Origin of the sequence: Phenylobacterium soli, assembly GCF_003254475.1 — a bacterium.
Classification (GTDB): Bacteria; Pseudomonadota; Alphaproteobacteria; order Caulobacterales; family Caulobacteraceae; genus Phenylobacterium; species Phenylobacterium soli.
In genome coordinates, this window is record NZ_QFYQ01000001.1 from 2,301,788 (window position 1) to 2,327,021 (window position 25,234).

Consider the following 25,234-nt stretch of genomic DNA (forward strand, 5'->3'; position numbering starts at 1 on the left):
ATGATCCAGATGCAAACTAACCTGGACGTCGCCGACAATTCCGGCGCCCGCCGGGTCATGTGCATCAAGGTGCTGGGCGGCGCGAAGCGCCGTTACGCCAGCGTCGGTGACAAGATCGTCGTCTCCGTGAAGGAGGCGATCCCGCGCGGCCGCGTGAAGAAGGGCGATGTGCTGCAGGCCATCGTCGTCCGCACCAGCCAGGCCATCAAGCGCAAGGACGGTTCGGTCATCCGCTTCGACAAGAACGCGGCGGTGATCGTCAACAAGCAAAGCGAGCCGATCGGCACGCGGATCTTCGGCCCGGTTCCCCGCGAACTGCGCGCCAAGAACCACATGAAGATCATCTCGCTCGCCCCTGAGGTGCTGTAATGGCGGCGAAGATCAAGAAGGGGGACCGCGTCGTGGTCCTCAGCGGCAAGGACAAGGGCCGTCAGGGCACTGTCACCAAGGTGCTGCCGAAGGAAGAGCGCGTGGTCGTCGAGGGCCTGAACATGGTTCAGCGCCACACCCGTCCGACCCAGTTCGATCCGCAGGGCGGCATCAAGAACAAGGAAGCGCCGCTTCACGTGTCGAACGTCGCCGTCGTCGACTCCAAGGGCAAGGCGACCCGCGTCGGCTTCCGCATGGACGGCGACAAGAAGGTGCGTTTCGCCAAGACGACCGGCGAGGTGATCAATGGCTGAGCAAGCTTACGAGCCGCGGCTGAAGACCGAATACAAGGCGCGCATCCGCAAGGCGATGCGCGACAAGTTCGGCTACACCAACGAGATGCAGATCCCCAAGCTCGAGAAGATCGTGATCAACATGGGGGTTGGCGAGGCCGTTGCGGACTCGAAGAAGATCCAGTCCGCGATGACCGACCTCGGCAAGATCGCCGGCCAAAAGCCGGTGCCGACCAAGGCGCGCAACTCGATCGCGACTTTCAAGCTCCGTGAGGGCATGACCGTCGGCACCAAGGTGACCCTGCGCCAGGACCGTATGTACGAGTTCCTGGACCGCCTGATCACCATCGCGCTGCCGCGCGTGAAGGACTTCCGGGGCCTGAAGCCCACGTCGTTCGACGGCCGCGGCAACTATGCCATGGGTCTGAAGGAGCACATCGTGTTCCCGGAGATCAACTACGACCAGATCGACCAGATCTGGGGCATGGACATCATCATCACCACCACTGCGAAGACCGACGAGGAAGCCCGCGAGCTCCTCCGGAACTTCCAGTTCCCGTTCACCGCGTAACGGACGGGAGGGAAGAGAGACATGGCCAAGAAAAGCGCCGTCAACCGCAACGAGCGGGTCAAGAAGCTGGTGAAGCAGAGCGCTGCGAAGCGTCAGCTGCTGAAGGACATCGCCAACGACGAGTCCCTGCCGCTGGAGGAGCGTTTCGACGCTCGCCTCAAGCTCGCCGCGATGCCGCGTAACTCGTCGGCGACCCGGATCCGCAACCGCTGCGAGATCACCGGCCGCCCGCGCGCCTATTACCGCAAGCTCAAGATGAGCCGTATCTCGCTGCGCGACCTCGGGTCGAACGGCCTGATCCCCGGCCTCGTCAAGTCGAGCTGGTAGGAGAGGGGATCATGGTCAACGACCCCATCGGCGATCTGATCGCCCGTATCAAGAACGCCGCCATGCGCGGCCGCGCCAAGCTGATGACGCCTGCGTCGAAGATGCGCGCCCGTGTCCTCGATGTACTGCTCGAGGAAGGCTACATCCGCGGCTACCACCTGGTGGAAAAGCCCGGCGCCTTCCCGGAGTTCGAGATCGAGCTGAAGTACTTCGATGGCCAGCCGGTCATCGCGGAAATCAGCCGCGTGTCGAAGCCCGGCCGGCGCGTCTATTCGTCGATCAAGGACCTGAAGCCCGTGAAGAACGGCCTCGGGATCTCGATCCTGTCGACGCCGAAGGGCGTGATGTCCGACGCGGCCGCCCGTGAGGCGAACGTGGGCGGCGAAGTGATCTGCCGGGTCTACTAAGATGTCTCGTATCGGCAAGAAACCCGTCGCGATCCCGAGTGGCGTCCAGGTGACGATCTCGGGCCAGACCGTGACCGTGAAGGGCCCCAAGGGCCAGCTCGCCTGGACCCTGGCGGACGAGATCGTCCCGTCGCAGGAAGGCCAGGAGATCCTGCTCGCCAAGCGCGAGGACACCCCCCGCGCCCAGGCGATGTGGGGCCTGTCCCGCACGCTGGTGAACAACATGGTCGTGGGCGTGACCCAGGGCTACGAGCAGACCCTCGAGCTGGTCGGCGTCGGCTACCGCGCCGCGATGAAGGGCCAGGCGCTCTCCATGCAGCTCGGCTTCTCGCACGACGTGGACATCAAGCCGCCGGCGGGCGTCAGCTTCGCCGTGCCGAAGCAGACCGAGATCAAGATCTCGGGCATCGACAAGCAGCTGGTCGGCGAAACCGCCGCCCGGATCCGCCGCATCCGGCCGCCGGAGCCCTACAAGGGCAAGGGCGTGCGCTACGCGGGCGAGCAGGTCCGTCGCAAGGAAGGCAAGAAGAAGTAAGCCATGGCGCTCTCCTCTCGCGATACCACCAAGCGTCGCGCGCAGCGTAACCGCACGCGCCTTCGCCAGCTGGCCAACGGCCGTCCGCGCCTGTCGGTCTTCCGTTCGTCGAAGAACATCTACGCCCAGATCATCGACGATGAGCGCGGCGTGACCCTGGCCGCCGCCTCTTCGCTGGAAGGCGAAGACAAGAAGGCCAAGGGCTCCGACAAGGAGGCCGCGGCCCGCGTCGGCGCGCTCGTCGCGCAGCGCGCCATCGAAAAGGGCGTCAAGGACGTCGTCTTCGATCGTGGCGGCTACATCTATCACGGCCGGGTGAAGGCGCTGGCTGACGCCGCGCGCGAAGCCGGCCTGAACTTCTAAGGAACCCCGATGGCTCGCAGGAACGAAGAGCGCGGCGACCGTCGCAATCGCGAAGAAGAACGCGACAGCGAAATCGTCGAGAAGCTGGTCCACATCAACCGCGTCGCGGCCACCGTGAAGGGCGGCCGCCGGTTCTCCTTCGCCGCCCTCATGGTGGTCGGCGATCAGAAGGGCCGCGTGGGCTTCGGTCATGGCAAGGCGCGTGAAGTGCCGGAAGCCATCCGCAAGGCGACCGAAGAAGCCAAGAAGTCGATGATCCGCGTGCCGCTGCGCGAGAGCCGCACCCTGCACCACGACGGCAACGGCCGTTGGGGCGCGGGCAAGGTCCTCGTCCGTGCGGCGCCTCCCGGCACCGGCGTCATCGCCGGCGGCCCGATGCGTGCGGTGCTCGAAACCCTGGGCGTCCAGGACGTGGTCGGCAAGTCGATGGGCTCGTCGAACCCCTACAACATGGTGCGCGCGACCTTCGAAGCGCTGAAGGCCCAGTCTTCGCCGCGTCAGGTCGCTTCCAAGCGCGGCAAGAAGGTCTCCGACGTGATCGGCCGTCGCGCCGACGGCGCCTCGGCGGCTCAGCCGGCTGCGGACGCGGAGGGCTAATCGATGGCTGGCAAGATCACCGTTCGTCAGACCGGCAGCCCGATCCGCCGCAAGAAGGACCAGCGCGCCACGCTCGTGGGCCTGGGCCTGAACCGCGTGGGCCGCGTCTCGACCCTGGAAGACACGCCCGCGATCCGCGGGATGATCGCCAAGGTCGCCCATATGGTCGAGGTGGTGGAGGGCTAACCTCCACCGACCTGTCCTACATTCCATCCGCCGAGTCCGGGCCCCGCCCGGGCGATTGATCTCTTAAGGAGAGGCACTGATGACCAAACTCAACGAACTCGCGCCCCGCGAAGGCTCCACCAAGGGCCGCATGCGCGTCGGCCGCGGCCCGGGCTCCGGCAAGGGCAAGACCGCCGGCCGCGGCGTGAAGGGCCAGAAGGCGCGCACCGGCGTGTCGATCGGCGGCTTCGAAGGCGGCCAGATGCCGCTGCACATGCGGATGCCGAAGCGCGGCTTCAACTCGCGCAACCGGAAGGACTTCGCCGAGGTGAACCTGTGGCGCATCGAGCAGGCGATCGCCGCCGGCAAGCTCGACGCCAAGGCCGCCATCGACGCCGAGGCGCTGGTGAAGGCCGGCGTGATCCGTCGCGTGAAGGACGGCGTGAAGCTGCTGGGCAACGGCGAGCTGAAGTCCAAGCTCAACATCACGGTCTATTCGGCGACCGCCTCGGCCAAGGCCGCGGTCGAGAAGGCCGGCGGTTCGCTCACGACGACCAAGCCGGAAGAGGCTGCGGCGGAAGCCTGATCGGCTTCCAACGCGACCACCATTCCGGTCGCGCGCCTAAAGGTCTCGATCTGAGGCGCGGACCGTCCTATCTGAGCATGACCACGCGGCCCGGCTGACTCAAGTCGGGCCGGCCTGGGCTCCAGGGGACTGAAGGGATCTCGAATGGCTTCGGCCGCCGAACAGCTTGCAGCCAACATGAACTTCGAAGCCTTCCAGAAGGCGACGGAGCTCCACCAGCGCATCTGGTTCACCCTCGGGGCGATGATCGTCTATCGCCTGGGGGCCTACATCCCGATCCCGGGCATCGACATCAACGCCTTCGCCCAGGCCTTCCAGGGCCAGGCCAAGGGCATCCTGGGCATGTTCAACATGTTCTCGGGCGGCGCCGTCTCGCGGATGGCCATCTTCGCCCTGAACGTGATGCCTTACATCTCCGCCTCGATCATCGTGCAGCTCCTCGGGACGGTCTATCCGCCGTGGGAGAAGCTGCGGAAGGAAGGCGGCGAGGCGGGGCGCAAGCAGCTCAACCAGTACACCCGCTACCTGACCGTGATCCTGGCCGTCTTCCAGTCCCTGGGCATCGCCATGGGCCTGCAGAACTCGCAGGGCATCGTCGACCATCCGGGCCTGTTCTTCGTGCTGTCGACGGTCGTCACCCTGACCGGCGGCACCATGTTCCTGATGTGGCTGGGCGAGCAGATCACCAGCCGCGGCGTCGGCAACGGCGTCTCGCTGATCATCTTCGCCGGCATCGTCGCGGTGCTGCCGCGCTACGTCTCGCAGGCCTTCGAGCTGGCCCGCACGGGCGCCATGAGCGGTGGGGCGCTGTTCGTCATCGGCGTGCTGGTGGTGGCGGTGACGGCGGCCATCGTCTTCGTGGAGCGCTCGCAGCGCCGGCTCCTGGTGCAGTATCCGAAGCGCCAGCAGGGCAACCGCATGTTCGGCGGCGACACCTCGTTCCTGCCGCTGAAGATCAACACCTCGGGCGTGATCCCGCCGATCTTCGCCTCGTCCCTGCTGCTGCTGCCGGCGACGGTGATGGGCTTCGCGGCGACCGCGAACCTGCCCTCCTGGGCCCAGTGGCTGCCCGGCGCGGTGGGCCAGCTGCAGCACGGCCGGCCCCTCTTCATGGTGCTCTACGGCGCCCTGATCATCTTCTTCTGCTTCTTCTACACCTCGGTCGTGTTCAATCCGGACGAGACGGCGGAGAACCTGCGCAAGTACGGCGGCTTCATGCCGGGCATCCGGCCGGGCAAGCGGACGGCGGAGTATCTCGACTTCGTCCTGACGCGCCTGACGGTGATCGGCGCGGCCTACATCACCATCGTCTGCCTGCTGCCGGAGGCCCTGATCGGGTTCTACAACGCGCCCTTCTACATGGGCGGCACCTCGATTCTGATCGTGGTCAGCGTCACCATGGACACGGTGACCCAGATCCAGTCCCACTTGCTGGCGCACCAGTACGAAGGGCTGATCAAAAAATCCAAGCTCCGCGGGGTTCGCGGCCGCTAGGTCAGCTGGGGTAGGAAACGAGTCACGCCCGGTCCCGGCAAGAGGGCCGGCGACGGAGGGGCATAGTTCGATGAACCTGATCCTGTTCGGACCGCCGGCGGCGGGCAAGGGCACCCAGGCCAAGCGCCTGGTCGACGGCCGCGGCATGGTCCAGCTTTCGACCGGCGACATGCTGCGCGCGGCGATCGCCTCGGGCTCCGAGCTCGGGCAACGCGTCTCCGGCATCATGCAGCGCGGCGAGCTGGTCTCCGACGAGATCGTCATCGAGCTGATCGAGAGCCGCCTTCCCGAGGCCGAGGCCGCCGGCGGGGCCATCTTCGACGGCTTCCCCCGCACGCTCGCCCAGGCCCAGGCGCTGGACGTCATGCTCAAGGGCCGTGGCTCGCAGATCGACAAGGTCGTGCGCCTGAAGGTCGACGACGAGGCGCTGCTGCAGCGCGTCGCCGGCCGGTTCGCCGAGAGCGGCCGCCCAGACGACAATCCCGAGAGCTTCAAGGTGCGCCTGGCCGCCTACAACGAGCAGACCGCGCCGCTGCTGCCGTACTACGAGAACCAGGGCAAGCTAGTGGAAGTGGACGGCATGGGCTCCATCGAGGCCGTCGCGGGCGCCATCGACGGCGCACTGAAGTAGGCCTTCAGCCGGCGCTAGCCGCGTAGGCGTCGACTTCGGCGATCCGCCGGGCCTTTTCGGCGTCGGTGAGGAACGAGCCCGAGAAGCTGTTCCTGGCGAGGGTCACCAGGTCCTCGCGCGTCAGGCCGACGCGCTCGGCCACCGCCTGCCAGTTGTCGCCCAGGTAGCCGCCGAAGTAGGCGGGATCGTCGGAGTTCACCGTCGCGCTGAGGCCGAGGTCGAGCATCCGCTTGATCGGATGGGCCTTGAGGTCGTCGACCACGCAGAGCTTGAGGTTCGACAGCGGGCAGACCGTGAGGGTCATGCCCTCGGCCGCCAGGCGCTCGACGAGGCGCGGGTCCTCGAGGGCGCGGTTGCCGTGGTCGATGCGGTCGACGTTCAGCGCCTGCAGCGCTTCCCAGACATATTCCGGCGGGCCTTCCTCGCCGGCGTGGGCGACGCGCTTGAGGCCGCGCTCGCCGGCCGCCCGGAACACCCGCTCGAACTTGCTCGGCGGATGGCCGACCTCCGAGGAATCCAGGCCGACGCCGACGAGGCGGTCCAGGTAGGGCTCGGCCGCCTTCAGGGTGGCGAAGGCGGCGTCCTCGTCGAGGTGGCGCAGGAAGCAGAGGATCAGCTTCGAAGAGATCCCGAGGCTGCGTTCGGCCTCGGCCATGCCGGCCAGCAGGCCGTCGGCGACGACCGCGAAGGGAATGCCGCGGTCGGTATGGGTCTGGGGATCGAAGAACAGCTCCACGTGGCGGCAGCCGTCGGCCGCCACCCGCCGGAAATAGGCGAGCGCCAGGTCCTTGAAGTCCTCCTCCGTGCGCAGCACGTCGGCGCCCTGGTAGTAGATGTCGAGGAAGTCCTGCAGGTTCGAGAAGGCGTAGGCCTTCCGCACCTCCTCCACCGAGCCGAAGGGCAGGGCGATGCGGTTGCGCCGGGCGAGCTCGAACATCAGCTCGGGCTCCAGGCTGCCTTCGATGTGCAGGTGGAGCTCGGCCTTGGGAAGGCCCTGGATGAACCGCGCAAGCCCGCTCATGGGATCACCGGCTTGCCGTTGGCCTTGTAGACCTGGCCGCCCTTCATCACGAACTGGACGTGCTCGAGGACGGTGACGTCCTGCAGGGGATCGCCGCTCACCGCCACGAGGTCGGCGAAGCGGCCGGGCTGCACCGAACCGATGTCCTTGGTGTCGCCGATCAGGTCGGCGGCGTTCCAGGTCCCCGCCTTGATGGCGTCCATGGGCGTCATGCCCGCCTTGACCATGAGGCCGAACTCCTGGGCGTTCTCGCCGTGGTTCGACATGCCGAAGGTGTCGGTGCCGAGGGCCACCTTCACGCCCGCCAGGTAGGCGTCGTGCAGCATCTGCTTGATGTGCGGCACGGTCTCGACGGCCTTCTGGGCGGTGGAGGGGTTGAGGTCCTCCGGATGGCTCTTGGCGTGCTCGTAGACGCGGTCGGCGACCAGCAGGGTCGGGACGAGGTAGGTCCCGTGCTGCTTGTAGAGCTTGAAGCTCTCGGCGTCGGCGTAGGTCGAGTGCTCGATGGAATCGACGCCCATCGAGATGGTGTGGTCGATGGCCTGCTTGCCGTGGGCGTGGGCGGCGACCTTCATGCCGAGCGAATGGGCGGTGTCGATCACCGCCTTGATCTCGTCGTCGGCCATCAGCTGCAGCTTGGGATCGTCGCCGATCGACATGACCCCGCCCGAGGGCATGATCTTGATCAGGTCGACGCCCTCGCGCTTCAGCCGGCGCACGGTGCGGCGGGCCGCTTCGGGGCTGTCGATGACGCTGTCGGTCCAGTGCGGGTGCTCGATCTCGGGATCGAGGCCGTTGGCCGGGTCGCCGTGACCGCCGGTGGGGCCGAGCGGCGTGCCCGCCACCCACATCCGCGGCCCGGGCGTGACGCCCGCCGCAATGGCACGCTTCAGGGCCACGACCACCTTGGTGTCGCCGCCCACGTCACGCACGGTCGTGAAGCCGGCCAGCAGGGTGGCGCGGGCGTTGCTCACGGCGTCGATGGTGTCGTCGGCGTCGGTCCGCGTCATGGCGGTGTGGATTGGATCGCCCTTGTGGAAGCTCTGGGTGATGTGGACGTGGTCGTCGATCAGGCCGGGCAGCACCGTGGCCCCCGAGAGGTCGACCACCTCGGCGCCCGCCGGGGTGACGAAGCCGGGCTGGACGGCGGTGATCCGGTCGTCGTGGACGAGAATCGAGACCTGGGCCTTCGGCGCGGCGCCGGTCCCGTCGATCAGCCTGCCGGCGTGAATCACCAGGTCCTTGGCGGAGGCCGCGCCAGCGCCCATCAGGGCTGCGCCGGCGACCGCCGCGATCAGCTTGAATTTCGAGCACGCCATCTTGAGTCACCCCCCGCAATTGCGGGGGCAGGAGAGGGCGCCCGGGCGGGCAGCGCAACCCTCTGCGACGACGCCGCATTTGCGCTGCAGATGGGCTTCATGGTTTCCTTAACCATGCTGCGCGAAGCTGAGGCGCGGTTCAGGCGTGACACGCGGGCAGGGCGGGGCCCTTGCGCGAACGGTCTTCCATTCACAAATCCTCGCATTCCGCATTGACGGAAGCGAAACGATCCCTATAACGGGGCGCTTCCGCGAAAGAGCGCGAAGGACGCGTCGGTCTATGCCTCATGGTTGCAAGGCCGGGGCGCCGTTCGCGCTTCTCTTGCGTGACCAGGAGAATTCTTCACGTGGCCCGTATCGCTGGCGTCAACATCCCCACCAACAAGCGCGTCGTGATCGCGCTCCAATACATCCATGGCATCGGCCCGGCGAAGGCGCGGGAGATCGTCAACAAGGTCGGCATCGAGGACGCCCGGCGCGTCAACCAGCTGACCGACCAAGAGGTCCTGCAGATCCGCGAGGCCATCGACCGTGACTACACCGTCGAGGGTGACCTGCGTCGCGAGACCGCCGTCAACATCAAGCGGCTGATGGACCTGGCCTGCTACCGCGGCCTGCGTCACCGCAAGGGCCTGCCGGTGCGCGGTCAGCGCACCCACACCAACGCCCGCACCCGCAAGGGCCCCGCCAAGCCGATCGCCGGCAAGAAGAAGTAAGAGAGTCGATCTCCGATGGCCAAGGAACCGGCGCGCGTCAAACGCCGCGAGCGCAAGAACATCACCTCGGGCGTGGCGCACGTGAACGCCTCGTTCAACAACACCATGATCACCATCACCGACGCTCAGGGGAACACCATCTCCTGGTCGAGCGCCGGCATGATGGGCTTCAAGGGCTCCCGGAAGTCCACGCCCTACGCCGCGCAGATGGCGGCCGAGGACGCGGGCCGGAAGGCCGCCGAGCACGGCGTGCGCACCCTGGAGGTCAACATCTCCGGTCCCGGTTCGGGCCGTGAGTCCGCCCTTCGCGCCCTGCAGGCGGTGGGCATGACGATCACCACCATCCGCGATGTGACCCCCATTCCGCACAACGGCTGCCGTCCGCCCAAGCGCCGGCGCGTCTGAGTAACGAAGTATCCAATCCCCTATCGCCGGACCGCGGTTGCGGCCGGCGATCCTGCGTTTCGAGGGACATGCATCCGTGATCGAAAGAAACTGGAACGAGCTTATCCGTCCCGAGAAGCCCGTCATCGAGACCGGCGCCGACGCGAACCGCAAGGCGCGTCTGGTGGCCGAACCGCTCGAGCGCGGGTTCGGCGTGACGCTGGGCAACAGCCTGCGCCGCGTGCTTCTCTCCTCCCTGCAAGGCGCGGCGGTGACCGCGGTGCAGATCGACGGCGTCGTGCACGAATTCTCCTCGCTGGAAGGCGTGCGTGAGGACGTCGTCGACATCGTCCTGAACATCAAGCAGCTGGCGCTGCGCATGCACGCCGAAGGCCCGAAGCGGATGACGCTGCGCGCCACCGGCCCGGGCCCCGTCACGGCGAGCCAGATCGAGGCCCCCTCGGACATCGAGATCCTCAACGGCGACCACGTGCTCTGCACCCTGGATGACGGCGCCACCGTGCGCATGGAGTTCACGGTCCAGACCGGCAAGGGCTACGTCCCGGCCGAGATGAACCGCCCCGAGGACGCCCCGATCGGCCTGATCGCCGTCGACGCCCTCTACTCGCCGGTCAAGCGCGTCGCCTATCGCGTCGAGCCGACCCGCCAGGGCCAGAGCCTCGACTACGACAAGCTCGTCATGGAAGTGGAGACTAACGGCGCGGTGACGCCCGTTGATGCTGTGGCCTACGCCGCGCGCATCCTCCAGGACCAGCTGCAGATCTTCATCACCTTCGAAGAGCCGAAGAAGAAGGTCGAGGGCGAGGCCAAGCCGGAGCTGCCGTTCAACCCGGCGCTGCTCAAGAAGGTCGACGAGCTCGAGCTGTCGGTCCGTTCGGCCAACTGCCTGAAGAACGACAACATCGTCTACATCGGCGACCTGATCCAGAAGACTGAAGCCGAGATGCTGCGCACGCCGAACTTCGGCCGGAAGTCTCTCAACGAGATCAAGGAAGTGCTCGCCGGCATGGGCCTCCACCTCGGCATGGACGTGCCGAACTGGCCGCCGGAGAACATCGAAGAGCTGGCGAAGAAGTTCGAAGACCAGATGTAATTCGCTTCCGCGCCGACTCCGGGCCGCTTTCGGCGGTTCGGGCCCGACGAAGCCGCAACAGCGGCGGAGGGCCCCGGCGCTTCGTGTTGACCCAGGCGGGAGCAGGCTGGGACTTGGTTAGGTCGGACGTGTGCCAGAAGATCGGCGGCGTCCAGGCGGCCCGAGCGGCCCAGGAGATATGAAATGCGTCACGGTAAAGCCTATCGCAAACTGGGTCGGACGACCGCCCACCGCACCGCCATGTTCGCCAACATGGCCGCCAGCCTGATCAAGCACGAGCAGATCGTGACCACCCTGCCGAAGGCCAAGGAGCTGCGCCCCTTCGTCGAGAAGCTGGTGACCCTCGGCAAGCGCGGCGACCTGCACGCCCGCCGCATCGCCATCAGCCGCGTCCGTGACGTGGAGCAGGTGGGCAAGCTGTTCGCGGTCCTCGGCCCGCGCTACGCCGAGCGCAACGGCGGCTACGTCCGCGTCCTTAAGGCGGGCTTCCGCCATGGCGACAACGCCCCGCTGGCGGTCATCGAGTTCGTCGACCGCGACCCGGCTGAGAAGGGCAAGGACTCCGGTCCGGTCGCCGAGGCGAACTTCTCCGCCGAAGACTAAGGTTTCAGGACCAGCCGGTCCTACGGGCCCCGGACGGCAACGTCCGGGGCTTTTCGTTTGCGCGAGAGGGCCAGCCACAAGAGCCAGGCGGCCGCCGCCGCCAGGCTGACGAGCGTCCCCGCGCGCTCCACGGGCAGGGTGACGCGGGTGACGCTGTGGCCGAGCGGGATGACAGGCCCCGGCCAGGGCCGGCCATCCACGCGCCAGATCGGGAAGTTGAAACGGTCGGCCGGCAGGAAGCGCTCGGGGCGCGGCAGGCGGTCGTAACCCGTCAGGCCCTTCGGGGCGGTCCCCGGCGGCATGTACTCCGGCGCGTCCTGCAGGGTCCGCTCGATCGCCTTCAGGCGCTGCGGCGCATTGGCGGCCGGCACCAGGATGGCGGCGTAGGTGGCGCTGGCGGTCCAGGCGATCACGGCGAGGCCGACGCCGAGCCTCAGCCACGCGCGAGGCGGCGGGGCGAGGGCGAGGGCGGTGACGACCGCGAACTCGGCGATGGCGAGGGCGCGGAACGGGAACTGCACCTGGCGCAGGACCGGCGCTCGCCAGAGGACGGGGACGAGGCCCGCCGCCATGGCCAGGGCGGCCAGGGCGATGGCGGCGAAGAGCCACGGCTGACCGCGCCGCCGCGCCGTCCAGAGCGTGGCCCCGGCGAGGGCGGTCAAAGCGGCGACGATCGCCAGGTGCTGCGGGGCGATGGCGCCGGACCAGAGGGTGGCGCGATCCGGCGGCAGGGCGATGTTGCCGAGCTGATCCGTCGAGATGTGACCCTGCAGGGTGAGGGCGGGGGCGAGGTAGATGGCCGCAAGACCCAGGCCGATGGTTCCGGCGACCGCCGCGCCGGCGAGCTGGCGCATCGTCAGGCGTGTCAGCATCGGGGCGATGAGGAACAGGCTCGCCAGCACTGCCGTCGGCAGATGGGTGAGGATCAGCCCCGCATAGGCGATGGCCAGGAGGCGCGGCCGCCCCTCCATCCCGAGGGCGATGAGCGGCAGCCAGGCGAAGGCGTAGCTCTCGGCGAGCGCCGCCCGCACGTAGATGTCCGTGAGGTGGTAGGGCGCGGCCATGTAGAGGCAGGCCCAGAGGAGGGCGTGGGGCGTCTTGTCCCTCAGCCACAGCCACATGGCGGCGCCCGAGGCGGCGAGGCCGAGGAGCGCGGCGACATTGATCGCCTGCCAGGTGGGAAGCCCCAGGAGGTCGAGGCCGCCGGCGAGATAGAAGGCGAGGGGCGGATAGAAGAAGAAGGCCGGGCTGCCGAGCCCCCGGAAGCTGCCCGGCAGCCAGCGCGGATAGAGTTCGCCCCGGGCGAGGCCTTCGGCGAACTGCCGGGTCCAGGTGTAGTTGTAGGCGCCGCTGTCGAGGCCGTTGGCGCCGGCGATCAGAAGCGGCGCCATCAGCGCCGTCGCGACCAGCAGGATGACCCACCAGGCCCGCGCCAAGGCGTTACGGCGCCAAGGCCGCGGCGACGTCCGCCAGGCGTCCGTCGCCGGGGTCGGGCCTCACGCCGAGGACCCGGGCGAGCAGCGGATAGACGTCGACATTGTCGAAGGTCGCCAGCCGCACGCCGGACCGAAAGGCCGGGCCATTGGCGACGAAGACGGCCTGCATCTCCGGCGCGTAGGGATCGAATCCATGGTCGCCCTTGTCGGGGTTGGGGTGGCGGGCCCGGTAGGCGTGGGTCGAGATCTCCCAGCCGGTCTCCGCCAGGCAGAAATAGGCCGGTACGCGCGGATGGTGGCCGTAGTGGTAGCGGGCCGGGATCTGCGCCTTTTGCCAGCACTGCATGTGGGCCAGCGGCCGGATCAGCGCCTTGGCGACTTCCGCCTCGTGGCCGGGGAGGGGAGACAGGGCCCAGAACGCCCCCATGGTCAGGGTGCGGGTGGCGGACATCGGCACGAGGTCGTCGGCGTAGACGACCTGTCCGGCGGGCGTGGCGGCCATGCCGTGGTCTGCGACGATCACCAGGTTGGCGTTGCGGTTGCGGGCCTTCAGCCCGGCGAGCAGGCGGGCGATGGCCGCGTCGGTGTCGGCGGCGGCGGCGTTCACCTCGGGTGAATCCGGGCCCGCGTGGTGGCCAGCGGTGTCGACCGCGTCGAAGTAGAGCGTCAGGAAGCGCGGGCGCTCGGCGGCGGGCAGGTCGAGCCAGGCGAGCGCCCGGTCGACGCGCTCGCCGGCGGGCATCTCCTGGTCGTAGGCGGCGTAGCGCGTTGGGCGGACGCCGCGGATCGGCGCCTCCGAGCCCGGCCAGAACAGGGTCCCGGTCCGCACGCCCTGCTGCTCGGCGCTGACCCAGATCGGCTTGGCGTCGTTCCACCAGCGGGCGTCGACGACCGCGGCCTTGTTCGCCATGGCGAAGACGACGCCGGGAATAGCGGGATCGACCATGTTGTTGTCGACGATGCCGTTGCGGTCCGGCCGCAGGCCCGTGACCAGGGCGTAGTGGTTCGGGAAGGTCTTGGACGGGAAGGAGGGGCGCATCTCGCCGCGGACGCCGCGGGCCGCCAGGGCCGAGAGGGTGGGAGTGACGCCGCGGTCGAGATAATCGGCGCGGAAGCCGTCGATCGAGATCAGGACCATGACCGGCGCTTCGGCAGATTTCTCCGGCGGCGACCGCGGAACCGTCGCGCAGGCGGCGAGGGCCAGGGCCAGGCTGAAGGCGACGAGGACTCGGCGGAGCATGGGCCGAGCCTAGGGGGCGAATGCGACGCTTCCTAGCAGCCGTTGCGAGGGGCTTGAAGATATTTCACGATGTGAGAAAATATATCCGAAACATGAAAGGGTTTCGACATGGCGGATTGGCGTGCGCCGCTGATCTCGGCGGTCTGCTACCAGGACCCGAAGGCCGCGCTGGCGTGGCTGGAGAAGGCGTTCGGCTTCGAGCTCGTGATGCTGATCGAGGATGCTGACGGCGCCCTCCTGCACTCGGAGATGCGCTGGGGCGATGCGGCGGTCATGGTCGGCAACGAATGGAGCGCCGACCACAAGAGCCCGAAGTCCATCGGCGGCAAGAACACCCAGACGGTTCACATCCAGATCACCGAGGACGTGGACGCCCACTGTGAGCGCGCCCGGGCCGCCGGAGGCGAGATCATCATGGAGCCGGAGACCCAGTTCTACGGCGATCGCACCTATCGCTGCCGCGATCCGGAAGGCCACATCTGGACGATCGGCCAGACGGTGAAGGCGGTCTCGCGCGAGGAGGCCGAGCGGGTCAGCGGGACCAAGATCACGGGCTGGGTGTGAGCGCGCGGCCCGCCGAAATCGACCGGACGCTGGCGGCGCTGGCCGATCCCTATTGCCGACGTGCGGTGGAGCTGCTCGCCGAGGCTCCGCGCCCGGCGGGCGAGCTCGCCCGGGAGCTGAGCCTCGCCCCACCGGCGATGAGCCGGCGCCTGAAGACCCTGCGCGAGAGCGGGCTGGTGGAGGAGACGCACCCGGCCTTCGACGCCCGCGTGCGCATCTACGCCCTGAGGCCCGAACCCATGGTCCACCTGCAGCGCTGGCTCGCAGAAGCCGAACGGATGTGGAGCGGCCAGCTCGCCGCCTTCAAGGCGCACGTCGAGAAAGGCCGATGACCGGCTCCAAGGTGTTCGTGGCCCTGCGTGTGAAGGCCACGCCCGAGCGGGCCTTCGAGGCCTTCACCGACGAGATCGGCCAGTGGTGGCGGCCGAGCGGCCTCTTCCAGACCACGCCGCGCGCGCCCGGGCTCCTGGCGTTCCGGGATGGCTGGCTGATCGAGACCCTCGCCACCGGCAAAGTCTTCCAGATCGGCCAGGTGCGCGCCTGGGAGCCGCCGGCGCGGCTTATCTTCTCCTATCGGCAGGCCAACTTCCCGCCCGATCTCGAGACGGAGGTGGAGGTGCGCTTCGAGGCGGTGGGGGAGGAGACGCGCGTCAGCGTCGAGCACCGCGGCTTCGATCGCGTGCCGGACGGCAGCGTCTCGCGGCACGGGTTTCCCGATGCGGCCCTGCTCGCCAGACTTGCCGACTTCTGGCGGGATCACCTTGCGTCACTGCGGGAGCTGGCGTAACGCTGATCGTTCGAAGTTCCGGTTTTGTTTCCGGGTTGAATTGTTTGGGGGACGAGGGTGGCTGACGCGGCGCGCCAGGAGATCGCAAGCGAGGTCGAGGGGCCGCCGGCGCCCGCGGGCAAGCCGCGCCGCCAAGCCGCGTTCGGCTTCATCTACGCCTCGGCGCTGATGAACTCGGTCTCGTTCGGGATCATGATCCCGATCCTGCCGAACCTGATCCGCCAGTTCACCGGCGGCGACACGGCCGCGGCCTCGGAGTGGAACCTGTTCTTCGGCGCCACCTGGGGGCTGATGCAGTTCTTCTTCGGCCCGATCCTCGGCATGCTGTCCGACCGGGTGGGCCGCCGGCCGGTGCTGCTGATCTCGTTCTTCGGCCTCGCCATCGACTTCCTGTTCATGGCCTTCGCCCCGACGCTCTGGTGGCTCTATGTGGGCCGGGTGCTGAACGGCATGACGGCCTCCAGCTTCTCGACGGCGGGCGCCTATGTGGCCGACGTCACCCCGCCCGAGAAGCGTGCCAAGACCTTCGGGATGATGGCCTCGGCCTTCTCCTTCGGCTTCATCTTCGGCCCGACCATCGGCGGCCTTCTGGGCGCGCACGACCTGCGCCTGCCGTTCCTGGCGGCGGCGGCCCTGACGGCGGTGAACTGGCTCTATGGCCTCTTCGTGCTGCCGGAATCCCTGCCCAAGGAGAAACGGCTGAGCCGCTTCGACTGGAAGCGGGCCAATCCGGTGGGGTCGCTGGGACTGCTGCGCGCCCACCCGGGGCTGCTGGGGCTCGCCGCCGTCGGCTTCCTCTTCCAGCTCAGCCAGGTGGTGCTGCCGACCATCTTCGTTCTCTACACCACCTATCGCTACGGCTGGACGCCGCGGATCCTCGGCTTCACCTTCCTGCTCACCGGCGTGCTGGGCGTCATCGTCCAGATGTTCCTGGTCGGCCCGATCGTCTCGCGCCTCGGGGAGCGGCGGACCCTGCTGACGGGAGCCATCGTCGGCGCCGTGGGCTTCGCCTGGTACGGGTGGGCCTCGAAGGGGTGGCTCTATCTCATCGGCGCCCCGATCTTCGCCTTCTCCGGCCTGATGATGCCCGGGCTGCAGGGGCTGATGACCCGGCGCGTGCCGCCCCATGAGCAGGGCCAGTTGCAGGGCGCCAACCAGAGCCTGCAGGGCATCGCCTCGATCATCGGGCCGGTGATTTTCGGCGAGACCTTCGCCTGGGCGCTGCGCCACGACGCCAGCCTGCATGCTCCGGGACTGGCGATCTATGTGGCCTCGGCCCTCCTCGGGCTCGCCTTCCTGCTGGCGCTCGCCACGGCGCGGGCGCCGGTGGCCGAGCCCGAGAAGGCGCCTGCCTGAAGAGCCTGGCCGAGAGGGCTTGATCCGCCGCCATTTTTGCGCCTGAAACCTCGGCAGAGTGCAGGTCGTTTTTCGGGTGTCCGCCGGGAGATTCCATGCGCGCTTTCCGCGTCCTCGTTCCCACCCTCGTCCTTCTCGCCGCCTGCTCGCCGGCCGGCAACAGCCAGGCCCAGAGCACCTTGCCGGCGCCGACCCGCGCCGTGCCGACGAGCGCGCTCACCATGCGCCAGTCCTTCGCCCCGGTGGTGAAGAAGGCCTCGCCGGCGGTGGTCAACATCTCGTCCAAGCGGGTGGTCCGTCAGCAGGTGGACCCGTTCTGGGAGCTGTTCGGCCTCGGCGCGCCGCGCGACCGCGTGGTGGGCTCGCTGGGTTCGGGCGTGATCGTGCGCCCTGACGGGGTGATCGTGACCAACAACCACGTGGTCGAGGGTGGCCAGGAGATCACCGTGGCGCTGGCCGACCGGCGGGAGTTCCCGGCCAAGGTGCTGCTCGCGGACCCGCGCACCGACCTCGCCATCCTGAAGATCGACCCGCCCGGCGGCGAGCGGCTGCCGGCCTTGGCCATCGACGACACTGGCGACCTGCAGGTGGGCGACCTCGTCCTGGCGATCGGCAATCCGTTCGGCGTCGGCCAGACGGTGACCAACGGCATCGTCTCGGCGCTGAACCGCACGGCCGACCCGTCCGGCGACGCGGCCTCGAGCTACATCCAGACCGACGCGGCCATCAATCCGGGCAACTCCGGCGGGCCCCTGGTCGACATGAACGGCGACATCATCGGCATCAACAGCTTCATCCTCTCGCGCTCGGGCACCTCGTCCGGCGTCGGCTTCGCCATTCCCTCGGCCCTGGTGAAGCGGGTGGTGGAGACCGCGGTCGGCGGCGGCCACTCGCTGGTCCGCGCCTGGCTCGGCGCGCGCATGCAATCGGTGACCCCGGACATCGCCCGCAGCATGGGCCTGGCGACGCCGCAGGGCGCGCTGGTGGCCGACATCTGGCCGGGCGGCCCGGCGGCGGCCGGCGGCCTGCGCCAGGGCGACGTGATCGTCTCGGTGGACGGCAAGCCGGTGGTCGACGCCGGCGGCGTGACCTACGCCATCAGCACCCATCGGATCGGCGACGCGGTGAAGATCGACGTGCGACGCGGCCACGGCGACGAGACCCTGACCATCCGCGCCGAGCCGGCGCCGGCCAGCCCGGCCCGCGAGGAGCGCGAGATCAGCGGCCGCAATCCGCTGCAGGGCGCGACGGTGGCCAACCTGTCGCCGGCCGTCGCCGACCAGATCGGCATGGATCCCTTCACCAACCCCGGCGTGGTCATCCTGAACGGCGGCCAGGGCATCGCCGCCCAGGCGGGCCTCAAGGCGGGCGACATCGTGCGCGCCGTGAACGGTCGGCGCGTCTCCAACGTCCGCGACCTGGTGGCCGCACTGGCGGGCGGCGGCCGCGTCTGGCAGATCACCATCGAGCGCGACGGCCAGGAAGTGACCGGCACGTTCCAGGTCTAGGCGCGGGCGTGGCGGTTTGTGCTAAGCCCTCACCATGGCCGATCTGTTCGAAGCTGCTGGGTTGACGCCGCAGGCGCCGTCGCCGCTCGCGGACCGGCTGCGCCCGCAGTCACTAGAGGAGGTGGTCGGCCAGGATCACCTGCTGGGGCCCGAGGGGCCGATCCGGCGCATGGCCGACGCCAAGCGGCTGGCCTCGATGATCCTGTGGGGGCCGCCCGGCACGGGCAAGACGACCATCGCCCGGCTGCTCGCCAAGGCGGCGGGCTATGAGTTCCAGCAGCTGTCGGCGGTGTTCTCGGGCGTCGCAGACCTGAAGAAGGCGTTCGAGCAGGCGCGCGTGCGCCGTGCGGCCGGGCAGGCGACCCTGCTGTTCGTCGACGAGATCCACCGCTTCAACCGCGCCCAGCAGGACGGCTTCCTGCCGTTCGTGGAGGAGGGGATCGTCACCCTCGTGGGCGCGACGACGGAGAACCCGTCATTCGAGCTCAACGGGGCGCTCCTGTCCCGCTGCCAGGTTTTCGTGTTGAAGCGCCTGGACGAGGAGGCGCTCGAGGCGCTGCTCGCCAAGGCCGAGACCTTCGAGGCGCGGCCGCTGCCGCTGGAGCCCGAGGCGCGCGCGGCGCTGGTGGCCCTGGCGGACGGCGACGGGCGCTACCTGCTGACCCTCGCTGAGACCCTGTTCAACATCGGCTCGGCCAAGCCGCTCACCACCAAGGAGCTCGGCCAGATCCTGCAGAAGCGCTCGCCGGCCTACGACAAGGACCGGGAGGAGCATTACAACCTGATCTCGGCGCTGCATAAGTCGATCCGCGGCTCGGACCCCGACGCAGCGCTCTACTGGCTGGCGCGCATGCTCCAGGGCGGCGAGGACCCGCTGTTCATCGCTCGCCGGCTGATCCGCGCCGCCGCCGAGGACATCGGCGAGGCCGACCCGCTGTCGCTGCTGCTCGCCAACGCCGCCAAGGACACCTACGACTTCCTTGGGTCTCCCGAAGGGGAGATAGCCCTCGCCCAGCTCACCGTGCACCTGGCCACGGCGCCAAAGTCCAACGCCGTCTACAAGGCGTTCGGGGCGGCGATGAAGGCGGCCAAGGAGACCGGCTCGCTGATGCCGCCCAGCCATATCCTGAACGCGCCCACGCGGCTCATGAAGGATCTCGGCTACGGCAAGGGCTACGCCTACGACCACGACGCAGAGCAGGGGTTCTCCGGGCAGAACTACTTCCCGGACGGGATGGAGCGCCGCAGCTTCTACCAGCCAAAGGGCGAGGGCTCGGAGGCGCGCATCAAGGAGCGGCTGGAGCGCTGGGCGCAGCTGCGGGCCAAGCGCGGCGGCTGATCTCGCCAACCATTGTTCTTCGAACCTGCCGGGTTTAGCCTCTCCCCACAACCCCTGGGGGAGGGAACGATGACGACGGCAGTGAACGACACGGGCGCGGCCAAGGCGCCCTGGCACTTCTGGCTGGTGGGGGTGATCGGGCTGATCTGGAACGCCTTCGGCGGCTACGACTACCTGATGACCCAGGTGAAGGGTGACGCGTACATGCAGGGCGCCGGCATGAACGCCGCCCAGATCGCGGCGCTGCACGCCATGCCGGCGTGGGCGGTCGGCGCCTGGGCCCTGGGCGTCTGGGGCTCGGTGGCGGGCTCTGTCCTGCTGCTCGGCCGCTCCCAATTCGCCGTCCACGCCTTCGGGGTCTCCATGGCCGGCGTGGCGGCGAGCCTGGCCTACACGCACCTGCTGTCAGACGCCGGCAAGCTGATGGGCGCGAGCGGGGCGCTGATGAACGCGGTGATCGCCGGCGCGGTGCTGTTCCAGCTCTGGTACGCCTGGACGATGGCGAAGCGGGGCTTCCTCCGCTAGACGCGGGGGCGTGAGGACGCCGCCGAAACCGCCGAAGCCGCCCGCCCTGCTGACCGCCGAGGAGATCGCCTTCGTCCGCGGACTGGTGATCTACGAGGACGAGGCGCTGCTGGCGCTCGCCAAGCCGCCGGGCATCTCGAGCCAGGGCGGCAAGAAGGGGGTGAACACCCTCGACGAGCTGCTGTGGGCGTTCGCCCGGCCCGGCAAGGCGAGGCCGCGGCTCATCCACCGGCTCGACCGCGACACTTCCGGCGTCATCCTGACCGCCAAGACCCAGCCGGCCGCCGGCTTCCTGGGCAAGGCGATGATGGCCCGCAAGATCAAGAAGACCTACCGGGCGATCGTCACGCCCGGCGCGCCGGAGCCCCGGTCCGGGACCATCGAGACGGCCCTGCGCCGGGAGGAGATCGGACGCGAGGCCTACATGCGGGTCTGCGCGCCGGACCATCCCGACGCGGAGACGGCCTTCACCCGCTACCGGACCCTGGCCGAGGGGACGGGCGCGGCCCTGGTGGAGCTGGAGCCGCAGACCGGCCGGATGCACCAGCTGCGCGTGCACCTGGCGTCCATCGGCCGGCCGATCGCCGGGGACGCCCGCTACGGCGGGGCGCTGACCGTGGCTGGCGAGCCCGTGCCGCGCCTGATGCTGCATGCGGTGGCGCTGTCATTTCCCCATCCGGGCGGCGGGATGAAGCGCATCGAGGCGCCTGTGCCCGTCGACATGGCCGAGCTGGCCGCGAGACTGGGCCTCGCGGAACGCGGCTGAGGCGCGTCCGTTCAAGGCTAGCCATGAAGAACGTCCTGATCGCCGCCGTTTGCACCCTCGCCCTGGCCGCCTGCGCGACCGCGCCGACCCGCTTCCAGCCGGCTTCCGGGCCCAGCGGCGTGGGCTTCTCCGAGATGCGCATCGAGCCCGGCCGCTATCGGGTCGCCTTCCAGGGCGGGCCGGGCGCGCCCGAGGCCATGGTCCAGGACTTCGCCTTGCTGCGCGCCGCCGACCTCGCCCTGGCCGAGGGCTATGACTGGTTCCGGGTGGTCGAGCGGGTGACCCGGCAGACCGGCTACGGCGGGACCTCGATCGGCTTCGGCGTCGGCGGGGCGAGTTTCGGCCGCCATTCGGCGACCGGGGTGGGCGTCAGCTCCGGCTTTCCCCTGAGCGGGGGGCCGTCGCTGATGACCAGCCTCGAGGTGCTGATGGGCAAGGGGCCAAGACCCTCGGGGCCGGAGGTCTACGACGCCCGCGGCGTGCGCGAGACGGTGGGGCCGCGCGCCGGCTAGCCGCCGGCGCCGAATGACAAAGTCGGATGACAGGGCGCGGGGGCGCCCGCATAAGCGCACGCATGAGGGAAGTGCGGACGATCACCGTGGGCGCCGGCGAGGAGGGCGTGCGGCTGGACCGGTGGTTCCGGCGGCGCTGGCCGCACCTGACGCAGGGCCAGATCGCCAAGCTGGCGCGTTCGGGCCAGGTGCGCGTGAACGGCGCGCGCGCCAAGCCGGAGAGCCGGCTGGAGCCCGGCGACCAGGTGCGGGTGCCGCCGCTGCCCGACGCCCCGCCGCCGGGCGAGAAGAAGGGCCTCGATCCCCGCGACATCGCCTATGCCAAGAGCCTCGTCATCTATGAGGACGAAGAGGTCCTGGCGCTGAACAAGCCGTCGGGCCTGGCGGTGCAGGGCGGCACTAAGACGACCCACCATGTGGACCGGCTGCTGTCGGCCTGGGGCGAGGGGCTGGAGCGGCCGAGGCTGGTTCACCGGCTGGACCGTGACACCTCGGGCGTGCTGGTGCTCGGCAAGACGCCGGGCGCGGCGGCCAAGCTCGCGGGGGCCTTCGCCCGTCGCAAGACCGAGAAGATCTACTGGGCGCTGGTGGCCGGATTGCCCAAGCCCTCGGAGGGCGTGTTGGAGCTGCCGCTGGTCAAGAAGGGGGTCGGCGACCGCGAAATGGTCGTGCCGGCCGAGCCCAAGGACCCCAACGGCGAGAGCGCCGAGACCGAGTTCGTGACCCTGAGCCGAGCGGCCGACAAGGTCGCCTGGATGGCGCTGTGGCCGCACACCGGGCGGACGCACCAGCTGCGCGCCCACATGCTGGCGATCGGCCATCCGATCCTGGGGGACCCCAAGTACAAGACCGAGGTGTCGGAGGCGCTGTCTGGGGACCTGAAGCTGCAGCTGCACGCCCGTCGCCTGGTCCTGCCGCACCCCTCGCGCGGCATGCTGATGCTCGAAGCGCCGCTCTCGAAGGAGATGAAGGCCGGCTTCGCCCGGTTCGGCTTCGACGAACACGAGGCCGATCCCGAGCCCTTCGCCCGGCGCCGCCGTCGCTAGACGAGGCCGAGGACGGGCTTCGCCGCCGCGCTGTCGGGGAACACCGTCGTCTCGAGCGCCGCCCTGTCGACGCCGAGGTGGTCCATGAGCAGGCCCTTGAACAGGCCGCGCATGTCCAGGGTCGGCGCGAGGTCACGGTTCTCGAACAACGCAGCCTCCTTCAGCGTGGGCCAGTCGCCGACGATGCCGCCCTTCTTGAGCGCGCCGCCGAGGAGCAGGGCGGTGGAGGCGGTGCCGTGGTCGGTGCCGCCGGTGCCGTTGACCCTGGCCGTTCGCCCGAACTCGGTGGCGACGGCGACGACCGTGTCCTTCCAGTCGGGGCCGAGCCCCTGGTGGAGACCGTCCAGCACGGCGTCCAGGTAAGTCAGGCGCGTGGCGAGCTGCCCGGTCGCGGCGCCTTCGCCGGCGTGGGTGTCGAAGCCGTCGAGCGAGATGGCGGCGATCTGAGGCCCGCCCGACTCACGCATGAGGCCGGCAAGGGTCCCGCCGAGCTTGCGGGCGGCCTCGCGGCCCTGGGCCTGCAGCGCCCTGGCGGCGGGTCCAGGGGGCGCGACGGGGGTGGCGGCGGCCTGGGCGGGGGTCATCCGCGCGACCTGGGTCATGGCCTCCTGCGCCATCGCCTCTGTGGCGAGCCCGCGGGCCAGGGCCGGGCCGAGCAGGGGATCGTCCTTGTAGAGGTCCTGCAGCAGGGTGGGCAGCCGGGCCTGGCTGTCCACCACCTTGCCCGGCGACCAGGAGGCGTAGGGCGCCTTGCCGCGCAGGACGAGGGGCGCGGTGGGGCCGACCGAGAGGGCGGAGACCTTGCGGCTCTGCGAGAGACTCTCGACGGCGCGGTTCAGCCAGCCGGAACTCGCGCCGTAGACGACCGGTGAGCCGCTCTCCAGCACGTCCTGGGCCTCGAAGTGGGAGCGGGCGCGGTCGGGGGTGGCGACGGCGGGCGCGATGCGCGCCTGGCCGGACTGGGCGAGCGCGTAGGTCGCGGACAGGGCCGGATGCAGGGCGAAGGTGGAATCGAGCTTCGGCGCCTCGTCGCCCAGGGCGATCGGCCCGCGCAGGGCCGCGTAGTCGCGATCGCCCACCGGCGGGGAGACGGTGAGCCCGTCCATGCCGCCCCGGCAGATCACGAAGACGAACTTGCGGCGGCCAAGGTCACCCTCGGCGGCGGCAAAGCTCTGGGTGGCCAGGAACTGGAGCGACAGACCGATGGCCGCGCCGGCGGCCAGAACGCCGCGCCGGCTCGGCGGGCGGGAGGGGAGGTGAGCGGTCATCGGCGTTGGAACTCCGGGCTCATCAGGAGCAGGGCGAAACCTTCGGGGCGGCTCTCGGCGCGGGCGACCGCGAGCGCCGTCGGGGCGGAGAGGCGCGCTCCCAGCGCCTCCTCGGCGAGCGCCTTGGGATCGCGTCCGCCAATGGCCTGAGCCGCGAAGGCCTGGGCGAACTGCATGCGCTTGACGATCGCGTCGGGGGCGGCCCAGTCCGCCGCCACGTCCGGCCAGCCCTTGGGCGAGCCGGGGGTGAAGGGCTTCTGACCGAGGGCGGTGAGGATCGGCGCCACCTGGTTCACCGCCTGCGGCTCGGTCCCCGCGGCGCGGTAGCTGGAGACGACGAACTCGTAGGGTGTCTTGAACTTGGCGGGCGCCGGCTGCCAGGCCTCGGGCGCCTCGATCAGCGCCTCGGCGACGCGGGCGAGGTCGCCGCCGGAGCGGTTCCAGGCGGTCTCGAGCCGTCCGACCAGGGCCGGCGGCGGGTCGTCGGCGACGAAGTGGCGGGCGATCTTGGCGCAGACGAAGCGGGCGGATTGGGGCTTGGCCGCCAGGTCCGAGAGGATGGCCTGCGCCTGCCGCTCGCCGTCGGCCCGATAGCGCACCCCCATGACCGTGCGCTCGCCCGGCTCGTGGGCGGCGGTGCGGAAGAGCAGGGCGCCGACCTGCTCCTCGGGCCCGCGGAAGCCGCCGATGGAGAGCCCGGTCATGGCGCGGGCGAACTCGGTGACGTCGGCCTGCGAATAGCCGCCGTGCACCCCGACAGTGTGCAGCTCCATGATCTCGCGGGCGAGGTTCTCGTTCAGGCCCAGGTTCCGGCGGGGGCCGGGGCGCATGGCCGCGCGCTGGGCCAGCGGGCTGTTCGGCCCCACGGACTGGACCTGGTCGAGGTAGAGCATCATCGCCGGATGGGTCTCGGCGGCGATCAGAAGGTCGCCGAAATGGCCGAACACGTGGGGCCGGATGGCTTCGGCCTCGAAGGGCCCGACCACGGTCTCGGTCTGCAGCTTGTTGGCGGCGACGGTGAAGTGGTTGGCGAAGAACAGCGCCCACCGCTCCCGGAAGCCCGCTTCGGTGGTCGCGCCGAGCTGCGCGCGACCGAGGAAATCCTCGCCGGTGTCTTCGCGCAGCATCTTCTGGGCGAGCTTGACCGGGTCCTTGCCTTCGCCCTCCTGCTTCGCCTCGCGCTTGAATTGCTGGAACTCGCGCAGGTCGGCGATGCGCTGGGCCGATCCCTCGCCATTCGTTCGGGGCAGGTCGGCGCCTTCGCGGCGGATCTGCGCCTTGAGGAAGCCCCGTGGGTCGCGGGCCGCCTCGGCGATCTCGCCCGGCCTGGCCCCGAGGCCGAACCGCGTGGCGGCGATGGCGGCTTTCAGGTCACGATCGGGAACAGCCACG

Annotated in this window: 32 protein-coding genes; 26 read left to right on the forward strand and 6 right to left on the reverse strand. The window is 69.5% G+C overall.

Translation table 11 applies throughout. From position 1 onward, the window contains the following. From rplN to DJ017_RS11455, 12 genes are all read left to right on the forward strand, one after another. Complete coding sequence (gene rplN, locus DJ017_RS11400; protein WP_111516382.1) at nt 1-369, forward strand: 50S ribosomal protein L14; 369 nt, start codon at nt 1-3, stop codon at nt 367-369. Beyond that, nucleotides 369-683: a 50S ribosomal protein L24 gene (rplX, locus tag DJ017_RS11405; protein ID WP_111528830.1), complete on the forward strand. Its 315-nt coding sequence runs from the start codon at nt 369-371 to the stop codon at nt 681-683. Before rplN ends, rplX begins: the two co-directional genes overlap by 1 nt. Continuing rightward, the gene (gene rplE, locus DJ017_RS11410) at nt 676-1,233 is read left to right on the forward strand and encodes a 50S ribosomal protein L5 (protein ID WP_111528831.1); all 558 of its coding nucleotides are present in this window, start codon (nt 676-678) and stop codon (nt 1,231-1,233) included. Before rplX ends, rplE begins: the two co-directional genes overlap by 8 nt. A gap of 21 nt (nt 1,234-1,254) precedes the next feature. Continuing rightward, on the forward strand, nt 1,255-1,560 hold the full coding sequence (gene rpsN, locus DJ017_RS11415) for a 30S ribosomal protein S14 (RefSeq protein WP_111528832.1): 306 nt from the start codon (nt 1,255-1,257) through the stop codon (nt 1,558-1,560). 8 nt (nt 1,561-1,568) lie between these two features. Then, entirely contained in the window at nt 1,569-1,967 is a 399-nt protein-coding gene (gene rpsH / locus DJ017_RS11420; RefSeq protein WP_111528833.1) for a 30S ribosomal protein S8, read from the forward strand. Nucleotide 1,968: 1 nt separating this feature from the next. Beyond that, on the forward strand, nt 1,969-2,502 hold the full coding sequence (rplF, locus tag DJ017_RS11425) for a 50S ribosomal protein L6 (protein ID WP_111528834.1): 534 nt from the start codon (nt 1,969-1,971) through the stop codon (nt 2,500-2,502). 3 nt (nt 2,503-2,505) lie between these two features. Next, the gene (rplR, locus tag DJ017_RS11430; protein ID WP_111528835.1) at nt 2,506-2,865 is read left to right on the forward strand and encodes a 50S ribosomal protein L18; all 360 of its coding nucleotides are present in this window, start codon (nt 2,506-2,508) and stop codon (nt 2,863-2,865) included. A gap of 9 nt (nt 2,866-2,874) precedes the next feature. Further along, entirely contained in the window at nt 2,875-3,462 is a 588-nt protein-coding gene (gene rpsE, locus DJ017_RS11435; RefSeq protein ID WP_111528836.1) for a 30S ribosomal protein S5, read from the forward strand. Between the two features lie 3 nt (nt 3,463-3,465). Next, on the forward strand, nt 3,466-3,648 hold the full coding sequence (rpmD, locus tag DJ017_RS11440; RefSeq protein WP_111528837.1) for a 50S ribosomal protein L30: 183 nt from the start codon (nt 3,466-3,468) through the stop codon (nt 3,646-3,648). Between the two features lie 79 nt (nt 3,649-3,727). Further along, nucleotides 3,728-4,213 (forward strand): 50S ribosomal protein L15, encoded by a 486-nt coding sequence (gene rplO, locus DJ017_RS11445; protein ID WP_111528838.1) that lies wholly within the window; start codon nt 3,728-3,730, stop codon nt 4,211-4,213. A gap of 144 nt (nt 4,214-4,357) precedes the next feature. Then, the gene (gene secY / locus DJ017_RS11450; RefSeq protein WP_111528839.1) at nt 4,358-5,707 is read left to right on the forward strand and encodes a preprotein translocase subunit SecY; all 1,350 of its coding nucleotides are present in this window, start codon (nt 4,358-4,360) and stop codon (nt 5,705-5,707) included. A 70-nt stretch (nt 5,708-5,777) separates the two neighbouring features. Next, nucleotides 5,778-6,338: an adenylate kinase gene (locus DJ017_RS11455; protein ID WP_111528840.1), complete on the forward strand. Its 561-nt coding sequence runs from the start codon at nt 5,778-5,780 to the stop codon at nt 6,336-6,338. Nucleotides 6,339-6,342: 4 nt separating this feature from the next. Here the strand turns inward: DJ017_RS11455 and DJ017_RS11460 are convergent, their stop codons facing one another. Both DJ017_RS11460 and DJ017_RS11465 read right to left on the reverse strand, forming a co-directional pair. Continuing rightward, nucleotides 6,343-7,359, reverse strand: coding sequence for an adenosine deaminase (locus tag DJ017_RS11460; RefSeq protein WP_111528841.1), 1,017 nt, complete (start codon nt 7,357-7,359; stop codon nt 6,343-6,345). After that, nucleotides 7,356-8,678, reverse strand: a complete 1,323-nt coding sequence (locus tag DJ017_RS11465; RefSeq protein WP_111528842.1) for an amidohydrolase family protein — start codon at nt 8,676-8,678, stop codon at nt 7,356-7,358. Before DJ017_RS11465 ends, DJ017_RS11460 begins: the two co-directional genes overlap by 4 nt. A 347-nt stretch (nt 8,679-9,025) precedes the next feature. Between DJ017_RS11465 and rpsM the strand changes: the two genes are divergently transcribed. The 4 genes from rpsM to rplQ all read left to right on the forward strand — a co-directional run bounded on the left by rpsM (nt 9,026) and on the right by rplQ (nt 11,495). Continuing rightward, the gene (gene rpsM, locus DJ017_RS11470) at nt 9,026-9,394 is read left to right on the forward strand and encodes a 30S ribosomal protein S13 (RefSeq protein ID WP_111528843.1); all 369 of its coding nucleotides are present in this window, start codon (nt 9,026-9,028) and stop codon (nt 9,392-9,394) included. Between the two features lie 15 nt (nt 9,395-9,409). Further along, the gene (rpsK, locus tag DJ017_RS11475; RefSeq protein ID WP_111528844.1) at nt 9,410-9,799 is read left to right on the forward strand and encodes a 30S ribosomal protein S11; all 390 of its coding nucleotides are present in this window, start codon (nt 9,410-9,412) and stop codon (nt 9,797-9,799) included. A gap of 76 nt (nt 9,800-9,875) precedes the next feature. Further along, entirely contained in the window at nt 9,876-10,892 is a 1,017-nt protein-coding gene (locus tag DJ017_RS11480) for a DNA-directed RNA polymerase subunit alpha (protein WP_111528845.1), read from the forward strand. Nucleotides 10,893-11,075: 183 nt separating this feature from the next. Then, nucleotides 11,076-11,495, forward strand: coding sequence for a 50S ribosomal protein L17 (gene rplQ, locus DJ017_RS11485; RefSeq protein ID WP_111528846.1), 420 nt, complete (start codon nt 11,076-11,078; stop codon nt 11,493-11,495). A 20-nt stretch (nt 11,496-11,515) separates the two neighbouring features. Here the strand turns inward: rplQ and DJ017_RS11490 are convergent, their stop codons facing one another. Further along, complete coding sequence (locus DJ017_RS11490; protein WP_111528847.1) at nt 11,516-12,931, reverse strand: integral membrane-like protein; 1,416 nt, start codon at nt 12,929-12,931, stop codon at nt 11,516-11,518. A gap of 4 nt (nt 12,932-12,935) precedes the next feature. Further along, the gene (locus DJ017_RS11495; protein ID WP_111528848.1) at nt 12,936-14,171 is read right to left on the reverse strand and encodes an alkaline phosphatase family protein; all 1,236 of its coding nucleotides are present in this window, start codon (nt 14,169-14,171) and stop codon (nt 12,936-12,938) included. Nucleotides 14,172-14,279: 108 nt separating this feature from the next. On the opposite strand from DJ017_RS11495, the gene DJ017_RS11500 reads away from it, so the two are divergent. The 10 genes from DJ017_RS11500 (at nt 14,280) to DJ017_RS11545 (ending at nt 22,574) form a co-directional block, all read left to right on the forward strand. Next, on the forward strand, nt 14,280-14,735 hold the full coding sequence (locus tag DJ017_RS11500; protein WP_111528849.1) for a VOC family protein: 456 nt from the start codon (nt 14,280-14,282) through the stop codon (nt 14,733-14,735). Continuing rightward, nucleotides 14,732-15,067 (forward strand): ArsR/SmtB family transcription factor, encoded by a 336-nt coding sequence (locus tag DJ017_RS11505; RefSeq protein WP_227000117.1) that lies wholly within the window; start codon nt 14,732-14,734, stop codon nt 15,065-15,067. The genes DJ017_RS11500 and DJ017_RS11505 overlap by 4 nt, the downstream gene beginning before the upstream one ends. Then, nucleotides 15,064-15,522 (forward strand): SRPBCC domain-containing protein, encoded by a 459-nt coding sequence (locus DJ017_RS11510; protein WP_111528851.1) that lies wholly within the window; start codon nt 15,064-15,066, stop codon nt 15,520-15,522. The genes DJ017_RS11505 and DJ017_RS11510 overlap by 4 nt, the downstream gene beginning before the upstream one ends. Before the next feature lie 57 nt (nt 15,523-15,579). Continuing rightward, nucleotides 15,580-16,878, forward strand: a complete 1,299-nt coding sequence (locus DJ017_RS11515; protein ID WP_319417948.1) for a TCR/Tet family MFS transporter — start codon at nt 15,580-15,582, stop codon at nt 16,876-16,878. 95 nt (nt 16,879-16,973) lie between these two features. Then, nucleotides 16,974-18,386 carry a Do family serine endopeptidase gene (locus DJ017_RS11520; protein ID WP_111528852.1) on the forward strand — a complete coding sequence of 471 codons (1,413 nt, stop codon included), beginning with the start codon at nt 16,974-16,976 and terminating at the stop codon, nt 18,384-18,386. Nucleotides 18,387-18,420: 34 nt separating this feature from the next. Beyond that, on the forward strand, nt 18,421-19,725 hold the full coding sequence (locus DJ017_RS11525) for a replication-associated recombination protein A (RefSeq protein ID WP_111528853.1): 1,305 nt from the start codon (nt 18,421-18,423) through the stop codon (nt 19,723-19,725). A 69-nt stretch (nt 19,726-19,794) separates the two neighbouring features. After that, nucleotides 19,795-20,250, forward strand: coding sequence for a hypothetical protein (locus DJ017_RS11530; RefSeq protein WP_111528854.1), 456 nt, complete (start codon nt 19,795-19,797; stop codon nt 20,248-20,250). Between the two features lie 10 nt (nt 20,251-20,260). Continuing rightward, the gene (locus tag DJ017_RS11535; protein ID WP_111528855.1) at nt 20,261-21,016 is read left to right on the forward strand and encodes an RluA family pseudouridine synthase; all 756 of its coding nucleotides are present in this window, start codon (nt 20,261-20,263) and stop codon (nt 21,014-21,016) included. 23 nt (nt 21,017-21,039) lie between these two features. Further along, nucleotides 21,040-21,528, forward strand: a complete 489-nt coding sequence (locus tag DJ017_RS11540) for a CC0125/CC1285 family lipoprotein (RefSeq protein WP_111528856.1) — start codon at nt 21,040-21,042, stop codon at nt 21,526-21,528. Between the two features lie 62 nt (nt 21,529-21,590). Beyond that, entirely contained in the window at nt 21,591-22,574 is a 984-nt protein-coding gene (locus tag DJ017_RS11545) for an RluA family pseudouridine synthase (RefSeq protein ID WP_111528857.1), read from the forward strand. Here the strand turns inward: DJ017_RS11545 and DJ017_RS11550 are convergent. Both DJ017_RS11550 and DJ017_RS11555 read right to left on the reverse strand, forming a co-directional pair. Next, nucleotides 22,571-23,842 (reverse strand): DUF1501 domain-containing protein, encoded by a 1,272-nt coding sequence (locus tag DJ017_RS11550; protein WP_111528858.1) that lies wholly within the window; start codon nt 23,840-23,842, stop codon nt 22,571-22,573. The genes DJ017_RS11545 and DJ017_RS11550 overlap by 4 nt on opposite strands. Next, a complete protein-coding gene (locus tag DJ017_RS11555; protein ID WP_111528859.1) occupies nt 23,839-25,233 on the reverse strand; it encodes a DUF1800 domain-containing protein in 1,395 nt (464 codons plus the stop codon). Before DJ017_RS11555 ends, DJ017_RS11550 begins: the two co-directional genes overlap by 4 nt. Nucleotide 25,234: the final 1 nt, after the last annotated feature.